Annotated in this window: 9 protein-coding genes and 1 pseudogene; 1 reads left to right on the forward strand and 9 read right to left on the reverse strand. The window is 61.5% G+C overall.

Features of this window, described 5'->3' with window-relative positions; genetic code table 11:
• Positions 1–283 precede the first annotated feature (283 nt).
• The 9 genes from AC1DTF_RS24475 to AC1DTF_RS24515 all read right to left on the reverse strand — a co-directional run bounded on the left by AC1DTF_RS24475 (position 284) and on the right by AC1DTF_RS24515 (position 7683).
• On the reverse strand, positions 284–1651 hold the full coding sequence (locus AC1DTF_RS24475; protein ID WP_477475955.1) for a tyrosine-type recombinase/integrase: 1368 nt from the start codon (positions 1649–1651) through the stop codon (positions 284–286).
• 126 nt (positions 1652–1777) lie between these two features.
• Positions 1778–2458, reverse strand: coding sequence for a recombinase family protein (locus tag AC1DTF_RS24480; RefSeq protein ID WP_477475956.1), 681 nt, complete (start codon positions 2456–2458; stop codon positions 1778–1780).
• Between the two features lie 111 nt (positions 2459–2569).
• Positions 2570–3376: a hypothetical protein gene (locus tag AC1DTF_RS24485; protein ID WP_477475957.1), complete on the reverse strand. Its 807-nt coding sequence runs from the start codon at positions 3374–3376 to the stop codon at positions 2570–2572.
• 153 nt (positions 3377–3529) lie between these two features.
• Complete coding sequence (locus AC1DTF_RS24490) at positions 3530–5047, reverse strand: DNA primase family protein (protein ID WP_477475958.1); 1518 nt, start codon at positions 5045–5047, stop codon at positions 3530–3532.
• A gap of 138 nt (positions 5048–5185) precedes the next feature.
• Entirely contained in the window at positions 5186–5392 is a 207-nt protein-coding gene (locus AC1DTF_RS24495) for a DNA-binding protein (protein ID WP_477475959.1), read from the reverse strand.
• Positions 5393–5589: 197 nt separating this feature from the next.
• Complete coding sequence (locus AC1DTF_RS24500; RefSeq protein ID WP_477475960.1) at positions 5590–6465, reverse strand: bifunctional DNA primase/polymerase; 876 nt, start codon at positions 6463–6465, stop codon at positions 5590–5592.
• A 22-nt stretch (positions 6466–6487) separates the two neighbouring features.
• On the reverse strand, positions 6488–6661 hold the full coding sequence (locus AC1DTF_RS24505; RefSeq protein ID WP_477475961.1) for a hypothetical protein: 174 nt from the start codon (positions 6659–6661) through the stop codon (positions 6488–6490).
• Positions 6662–6735: 74 nt separating this feature from the next.
• On the reverse strand, positions 6736–7422 hold the full coding sequence (locus AC1DTF_RS24510; protein WP_477475962.1) for a hypothetical protein: 687 nt from the start codon (positions 7420–7422) through the stop codon (positions 6736–6738).
• Positions 7423–7479: 57 nt separating this feature from the next.
• Positions 7480–7683, reverse strand: a complete 204-nt coding sequence (locus AC1DTF_RS24515) for a DNA-binding protein (RefSeq protein ID WP_477475963.1) — start codon at positions 7681–7683, stop codon at positions 7480–7482.
• A gap of 286 nt (positions 7684–7969) precedes the next feature.
• Between AC1DTF_RS24515 and AC1DTF_RS24520 the strand changes: the two are divergent.
• A pseudogene (locus AC1DTF_RS24520) lies at positions 7970–8324 on the forward strand (hypothetical protein); the annotation flags it as partial.

The raw sequence follows: 8324 nt of genomic DNA on the forward strand, positions 1-8324 counted from the left end.
CTGTCGGACATGAAACCTCCGGCGAGGCGGGACAGCACCGGCGTAACTCCCTTTGCAGCCATATGCAACGAACCTAACCTTTTTCGGACTCCGGTGACCGAGCATAAGGCAGGGGTTTGTTGTGCTCGATTTCGCTGTAGCTGCTGTCTTGGCCGCACTTTTGTCTCGCACTCTCTGGCTCGTGTTCTGCGTTTGGGTCGTCAAGACTCAGCCGAAGCGTGCGGTCAAAATCATTGCGGCAACAAACCAGTCCTTCCCGATGAAGTGGAAGCGTCTGCTCTGACTACGAGTTCGCGACAGCAGCGAACTTAAGTACATTGCTGTCGAAAGTGGCTACACCGCGCCCGACCTTCGGGGCGGCCAGTTCGTCCTCGTTGATGTAGTCCGCGTAGGTAGTTAGCGTCAAAACGAAGCTGGAATGTCCCAGCCATTTCGAAACCTGCATGTAGTGCTCCCCCGCGCTCAGGTTCATCGTGGCGAAGGTGTGCCGCAGGTCGTGAAACCGCACAGACCCTAGGCCAAGAGCTGCGGTGGCGGGCTGCAGGTAGTTGTCGTACAGGTTGTCCGCGTTGACCGGCTTAGCCCAGTCGAAATTCGAACGGCTGCGGCGACCGGGGAACAACGGGACGTGCGGGTACTTGCCGGCGAAAGGATGCACCTGGGTCAGGTACTCCCGCATCTCATCTGCCAACCACGCTGCCAGCGGCACCACCCGGTCGGAGCTGGCCTCAGACTTCGGGGTTCCATAGGTCCAACTTCCGGACTTTCGTACAGCAGTCCGTAGGATTCGGATGCTTCCGACCGTGCCCGGGATATCCGATAGCGTGACGTCCTGAACCTGCAGACCCTGTAGCTCGCTTGCCCGCACACCGGTATGCGCGGCGAAGAGCACAGCCAGCGCATACACCGCGTTCCCCTGCCCGTTGGACGAGTTGGCCGCGATCCAGTCATATACCGCTGCTACGTGGTTGGCGGTCAGCGGACGGTGACTAAACGGCTTGCGGGTGTCTGAGGCAGCCCTTCGCTTGGTTGTCCGTCGCGGCCCAGGAAGCACTGGGTTCTGCGAAATCGCGCCGTCACGGACAGCGGTATCAAGCATGCGCTTGAGCGTTCCGACAATGTGCTTGACCGTCTTCGGGCTGCGGACCACCAGGCAGGTGCCGGGGGTGGTGGGTTTGCGAGTGGGGTCAGGCTTGCCGCGAGTGACAAAGCTGCGGCGCTGGTGAGGGGCGAACAAGCTAGCCCGGAAGCGGTCAACATCTGCTGCGGTGATGGCTGCCACCGGCTTGCTGCCAAACTCCRGCGCAATATGTGTCCGGTACAGCTTCTCGTAGCCGTCGATGGTGGCTGGCTCGATCTGTCCGACCAGACTATCCAGGTACTGCCGGGCATAGATGCCCAGAGCCGTGTTGGCCTTCGTCTTCGCACTGCTCGGGTCGATGCCCCTAGTGCCCGCTAAGCCGTTCTCCACCTCCAGCAGACGAGCCTTGGCTGCCTTCTCGGTGTCGAAGGTGTCAGTGCGCTGCAGTGTCTTGCCGGGAACAACGGCACCGAACTCATCTCGCACCGGCTCACGCCAACACACCACATAGCTCTTGACCTGCCGCCCCTTGGCTCTGGCCGTCGTTTCGCGAACCCTGATGTACGCCATCTCAGCTGTCCTCTTCCACACCGTTGGAAGCCATGCCCTTGCAGGTTGGCTCTGGCAGTGGCCGCTGTGTCGGTTCTGCCTTCTCGGCACTCGGGTCATCACGGTCATCTGGCCGCTGCTCTTGCTTCATGCCGACACCGCCTCAGCCGTGGCACTGCGGTAAATGCGGCGCACTGTCGACGGTTGCCATGCCGGATTGCCTAGTGGCGATAGCACTTTCTCGGAGGTGAGCGCGGAAGCGATAGCGTCGTAAGTCCAGCCGGCGTCTCGGTCGCGAACGATCCGCCGCACCACCGAAGCGGATGCCGCTCTAGGCCTTCCGATTCGCTCGCCTCTGCGCTTCTTCGCCGCAAGCGCGGCCTTAGTTCTCTCCGAGATTAATTCGCGTTCGAACTGCGCAAAGTTGACCAACATCATCGCCTGCATCCGGCCCGCCGCCGTGGTCAGATCCACCCCCAGATCCAGAATCACCAGCGACCACCCCTGCACCTGCGCTGATTCGATGATGTTGGAGGCGTTCACGATTGATCGGCTCAAGCGATCCAACTTCGCCACCACCAGACCGTCACCCTGCCCAGAAGCTAGAAGCTGCAGCAGTTCTGACAGCTTCGGACCGATGGACTTCCCCGACACGCCTTCGTCCGCGAAGTGCTCCACAGTCCAGCCGCGCCGAGCAACCTCGCTGTCGATGGTGTCGCACTGTGCCTCTACACCGTTGCGCCTGTCGGCCTGTTCGTCCGTGCTCACTCGCGTGTAGCCAAACATCAACGGTGACATCGAATCCCGTTTCCCTACCTTCGTCGCCATGTTGTCGTTCCCTTCGGTTGGGGCGTAACCGAGCGGTTGCGCCTTACGCCTTAACTTTTAGCCGACTGACACAACGGTGGCTACAATGACTGACCTGCAGAAACTCGCCCTCTAGCGCCGTCTGCGGTCAGATTGACCCCAGGGCAGGCCGTGGCTTTCTGCCATCGCACGGTTTGCCCAGTTCGCGACCTGCATGGCGGCCTCACCTGTGATGTGCCGAGAGGGCGGCTGAGATTGCCGGTCGCGGTCGCGCTCAGGCGGTCGGGGCTGTCGTGGCGGCCCGGTGGGCGCAGGCTGCGCGCCGTACTCGTCAGCTTCAGCGTGGCCATCACTCCCGGCCTCCGCGTGCTCGTCATCGGCGTATCCTGGGTAGGCAGGGGCCGGGGAGGTGGAAGCGCCGGCTGCTATGCCCTCTCCGATAGGCACACTAGGGAATCCTGCTACTGCAGGATCGCCGCCGATGCTCTCGAATACGGTCTCATAGGGTTTCATTTCGCCCTGGGACAGCACGACTTCGGACGGCGCTTTCAAACCCGCGCGGTCGAGCGCATCTCGGATGGCGTTGAGACGCACTGCCTCTGATTCTCCGCTGATCGCGATGCCGAGTAGCTTCTTCGCCATCAGGTCAGCGGCGTTCTCGAGACGGACGCGAGCAGCGTTGCGAACGTGGCGTGTTGCCCCTCCATGCGTACGGCATACCGTCGCACCTTTGATCGCAGCCTTCAGGCAGCGGTCACCGTTACCTTTGTGCGCGACGCATCTTCGCGACTGCACCTCGGGAGAGGCAAGCGTCCACCATTCTTCGCTCCACCGCGGATAGTCCATGCGTGGGTTAGTCGATACCTGCCTAACCGGAAGATTGGGTGTGTCAACGATTTCCACTGCCTCAGCGTCGAGAATTTCGTTATCGTCGCTCATTTGGATCTCCGATCCTTCTGTACAGCTACGTTTTCGCTGGTCACGGCGTTTTCACCACTTGCCACCACTTCGGTCCTATTCTCCGAATTGCCTATAGCGCATGACAGGAATAGGCCGAAAGTGGTGAAAGTGGTGACAGGGCAACATCCCAGGTCAGCCATCTGCGTCCTCCTTGTCGAGCACCAGTCCGGCCCATCTCCACACCTTGTCGGGCAGGCCCTGCACGCGCTCGAAGCCAAGGCCCTTCAGTGCCTGGCTGAACTGCTTCGGCCCCAGTGGCATTCCGGTCGTTCCGGGGTTGTCTTCGTAGAACCACTTGACGTACGCATCCACGATCTCGGTGGACGTTGGGTAGTGCGCTCCGTGCTCCACTGCAGCGGCTGCCTGCGCACCGACTAGGCACCGCTCGTCGATGAACCGACCGGCCTTGTTGTTGTTCAGCCGGTAGCGCTTGGTCGCCATGCAAACTTCTTCCGGCTCTTCCAGCCCGTGTTGAAGAGCGTCCCTGTACCCCTGGACCAGGCTGGTGAGGATGCCGTCTGCCTCGCGCTGGGTGGCAAGCTTCTCCGCCAGCTGTTCGTCCTGGTCCTTCTCGGCCAGCTCGACCGTGAAGGGAATGGTCTTCATCCGCTTCCACACGCCCATATCGTTGGAGTCGACCTGCGGGAGATTGTTGGTCACCATCACCAGAAGCCAGGTCACCGGCATCTGGATTTCGTTCTTGTGCATGGCGCGGGCGTTGATGAACTGGTTGCCGGTGAGTTCCTTCATCAAAGCGGCGTTGAGCTTGCGGCCCTCGTTGATCTCGGCCGTGACAACAAACCGCCTACCTCTCAACGAGAACAGGCGCGTGGGGTGCGGTGATCCCTTCTGCTCGAGCAGCAGTTCTGAGTTGGCTTGATAGCCGTACCCGTTGAGTCCGCCCAGCGCGGTGATGATCGCTTCGTACGTCTTGCTTTTGCCGTTGCGTCCCTTCGGGCCATGAAGTACCGCCAGCATGTTCGGTTCCGGCAACGTGCCGATCAGCACGCCTTTGCCGAACACCCGCAGCAGATACCGCCGCACCGGCTTCGGCAATATGCGATCCAGGTGGGCATCCCACACCGGGCCGACCTTGTCGCGCTGATCGCCGAAATAGCGTCCGTGCGTGATTCGGGTCATCAGGTCTGCCGGGTCGTGGTCCTTGACCTTCAACGTCCGCAGATCGAGCGTGCCGTTGGGCATGTTGAGCAGATGCGAGTCTGCGTCGAGTCGGTGTACCGACCGAGCGAACACGGGATTGCTCTCCGCCATCTTGAGCACGCCGGCAACACCGCTTGCCGTACTCCAGCACTTCTTCACGTCAGCCAGCAGCTTGTCGGCCCGCTGCGGGTTCGTCGCCTGCAGGTTGACCGCTCGCATGGCGGCGCGCTTCAGCGTTGCCTTGACCGCCTCAACGCTTCTGCCGATGTCATCCTCTTGCCAGTGCGTACCAGTCCAGTAGAACCACCCGGTCGGCGTATTCGTGACATAGATCAGGTGGCCGTCGAAGTACCGCGCCAGGAAGTGCGAAAGACGTACCTGCCCAGCATGATCATTGGTGCTGAACCGTTTGGATTGCGGCGGATCACTGCCAGCGACGGGTGAGTTCCCGTCGTCGTTGGCGCCGACACCGGCATTGGGGTCTGGCATAATCGGGGTTACTTCCTCTCGCGACGTGACCCGTTCTCTCTCACCAGAACTGAGCGGGTCACGTTTCTGTAATCGGCCAGGCTTCACCGCCTTAGTTGAGCCACTATGGGTCGTGGCTGCGTGCCACGGGTCTACTGGTCAGCTCACCCGGTCACCGGCAAGCCAGATCTCCACGTCGTGGTGCGCGTAGTAGACACGACCGTTGACCTTGGTGAGCTTCAGCGGCTTGTGGTTCTTGTACGCAGCGGTGATGACCGAGTTCTCGGTGATGTGCTTGAGGCCGCGCGCGTGGGCAATGGCAACAACCTCCGCGCGATCGTAGAACTGTTTCACTGGCGCAGACATTCTCACTCTCCGATGATGAGCGGGTCGGGGCCGAATGCCGCCAACCGCAGGCACTTTCGAATTTAGCCGACCAACGCGCGCCAAGCATCAGTCTGACGCCGGAAGCTAATGCCCTGCAACGCAATACAGCGGCCACACCGACGCGAAACGTCAATGTAGCCGCCGCAGCGGTCGAAACTTTGGCAGCCTCCTACTAGCTACGCATACTCTCTGGAGTCGGTTCCGGGACACCGGTCGCTTTTGACCTTCAGCGCTTCGGTGCTGCTGCTCTCGGCCACTGCAATCGCCCAATAGACCAAGCGGGTGAACTCTTGGCGGTCACGGTCCCAGTGATCGCGAAGGGTGCGTATCACTGACCGGGCGGGAACGTAGCCGATGCGGGCCTCACTCAAACCGACCTTGAGAGCTTCGCGCATCGCGTCGTGAGGACTTCTCCCCCGCCGCAGCTGGCTGTCATGCAGCTTCACCAGGGCGGCCACCTTGTGCGGTCGGGCGTTGTCCTTGTACCGGTTGCAGAACTGACCGACAGTCGACCTGTTGCGGGTGTCCACACTCCCGGCACCTGCCTGCCCGCTCTGTGTCATTAGGTAACTGACCAGCTCAGCCGGGATAGCCGGCAGTTCACCGGCACGCACGACGCGACGGTCGCCATAGGGAGGCATCACCACTCCACCGCCCATGCACCGCACCTCGCCGAACGGCAGCGTCGGATTACCCAACAGGAGGCCCCGGCCCAGCTTGAGCCAGTAATGGCCCCGGTTCGGGCTCTCGTCGGGTCGGGTGTTCACATACACCGCGTGCGCCAGGTGCTCGCGCACATGCTGGGGCGTGGACTGGGGACGATCAACGTCGATCACTACGCAGCCGAACCCGCCCGGACTGGTCGCAAGGGCCTTGAAGGGTCCGAACTGTTCTCGCCACTGAGCCAGCGTTGCTCGCGATGTCGTGATGTCTCGGTACCCGACCAGGTTCCAGCACGATTTGCCCTTGCCTTTTGACGGGTCAAACGGTGCCACAGGGATACCGTGCGCGGCGTACTCACAAGCCGCGTCGAATACATCCAGGCCGGTCACATCCGGAAACGATAGGGACATCTCACGAACCTGCCCGCAGGTCAGCATCAGCCTCGGCGAGGAGCTGCAGAGCTTCGGCCCGTTTGGTCTCAACCTTGGCCAGCTGCGCTCGCCGCACGTTGTCCGGTCTCAGGTCGTCCAGTGCCTGCCGGGCGGCAGCCTTGGCCACCACCGCCCGCACAGTCTCGGTGGACACCTGCAGCCGAACGCTGATCGCAGCGGTGCAGTACCCCTGTTGGTGTAGTTGGACTATGCGTTGCTGCTCGAACATCAGTGGTCGAATGGGTCGTCTTGGCTGTCGGGCTCAGGCGCTGTTGGGCCTTCGTCGTACCAGGGCAGCGGGCCACGTTGCGGGTACTCATCGCCGGTCCAACTTGGGTCGTCCATTCGCTGGCGGCACAGTGAGCAGATGTAGAGAATGACCAGCGTCTCGCCTCGATTAACGATATACGCGGTCAATGGCATCGTCGGTGGCGTGTTCGCGAAGTACTCGCACCCGCGGATGCAGTGGACCTGGCACCGCAGTTTGTCGTCCTTATACGCTGCGGCGACCTGCTCCCACTGGCCATAATCCTGCAGCGGAACCCACATGAAGGTGCGTGCAGGCAGGCTGTACACATAGGCGCGCGGACAGATATCGCCGCCTTGGTAGTCAGGTCGCCACCTGGTGTCCAAACCCGGTTCGGGAATGTCTAGGTGCATTTCCTCGAAATCATCCTGATTGTCGGGGCGAAGCGCTTCCCGCAGCTTCTCGGCGGCGGCGGCCTGTGCCTTCGGGTTGTTGTCGAGTTCAGCCACAGGAACGCCGAGCAGGTTGTCCATTTCTTCGGCCATCGCGTTGATTCCCGCCCACTGATCCGGCATCACCGGTGGCAGACCGGCTATCGCGTTATCGCGATTCAACTGCTGCCAGTGCGCGCGGTCATACTGCTGATCTTCGGAATCGATATCGGTCACGTTGGTGCCTCTCACTCGGTCCAGCTCGGTACTAGGTCATCAATGGATGCTGCGGTCTCACAGGGCCTCCACCAAGGCATCCAGCGATTCCCGGCTCCAATAGGCCTTGCGGCCTACGACCTTCGGGCGTGGCAGTTTCCCGGTGTAGTAGGCGTGGTACTTCACCGTTTCCACAGTGGCTGCGATGAACCCAAGGCTGTTCAGGTACCGCGCGGCGTCGGTCACGTCTAGGTACTGTGCGAAGGAAGCGATTCTTGTCATAGCTACAACGGTGCTCTCTGGCGTTTCTGTACGAAATCGACTGCAGGCCTTGCCCGCTGAGTCCCACTCTAGCCGACCGTGGCCCGCGCGTCCGCCCCGTTCGCGGGTGATGCGCGCCGGAACATGATGGGGTATAACCGTTTTCATCGGGCCGCGGTACGACCGCATAAGCTCCCGTACGGCGAGAGTCGGCACCCTAGCGCAGGCGCGGCTGGAATCTACCTTTCAGCTCGGGCCGCGCTTGCGAGCCTGGGTGTTCCAGACCCTATTTGAAAGGCTCGCACCGATGAGTGCTCTCGCAGCCCCGCGCACCAATCTTGATCACTTGCATCCGCTCTGGCATCTGCCGCCGTTCGGCGCGGAAGGTGGTTACGCCACTGCTGGGGACGCACTGGTCAACACCACCGCCGACGGCGTCGACCTGAATGTCATCTGGGACGAAGTGGCCGCAGTGGTCAAGGCGTGGAACGCGGAACGGTCAGCATTGACGAATCTGCTGACGTTCAACACGACCAACACCGCCGATGCCATCCCGCAGAGCCGATCGGTGGACAGCTTCGAGGAAGCGTCCGAGTTCGGTCAGCCCGAGAGCATGCGGCCACCGGCTCACTACGAGCTGATGGGCTACACCTTCAAGGACT

Source organism: Mycobacterium sp. P4_H6, assembly GCF_056400845.1.

What these genes read in the sequence shown, in the direction of transcription:
- AC1DTF_RS24480 (WP_477475956.1), bottom strand. Translation starts at nt 2,458, where the DNA reads ATGGCGACGAAGGTAGGGAAACGGGATTCGATGTCACCGTTGATGTTT.
- AC1DTF_RS24485 (WP_477475957.1), bottom strand. Translation starts at nt 3,376, where the DNA reads ATGAGCGACGATAACGAAATTCTCGACGCTGAGGCAGTGGAAATCGTT.
- AC1DTF_RS24490 (WP_477475958.1), bottom strand. Translation starts at nt 5,047, where the DNA reads ATGCCAGACCCCAATGCCGGTGTCGGCGCCAACGACGACGGGAACTCA.
- AC1DTF_RS24495 (WP_477475959.1), bottom strand. Translation starts at nt 5,392, where the DNA reads ATGTCTGCGCCAGTGAAACAGTTCTACGATCGCGCGGAGGTTGTTGCC.
- AC1DTF_RS24515 (WP_477475963.1), bottom strand. Translation starts at nt 7,683, where the DNA reads ATGACAAGAATCGCTTCCTTCGCACAGTACCTAGACGTGACCGACGCC.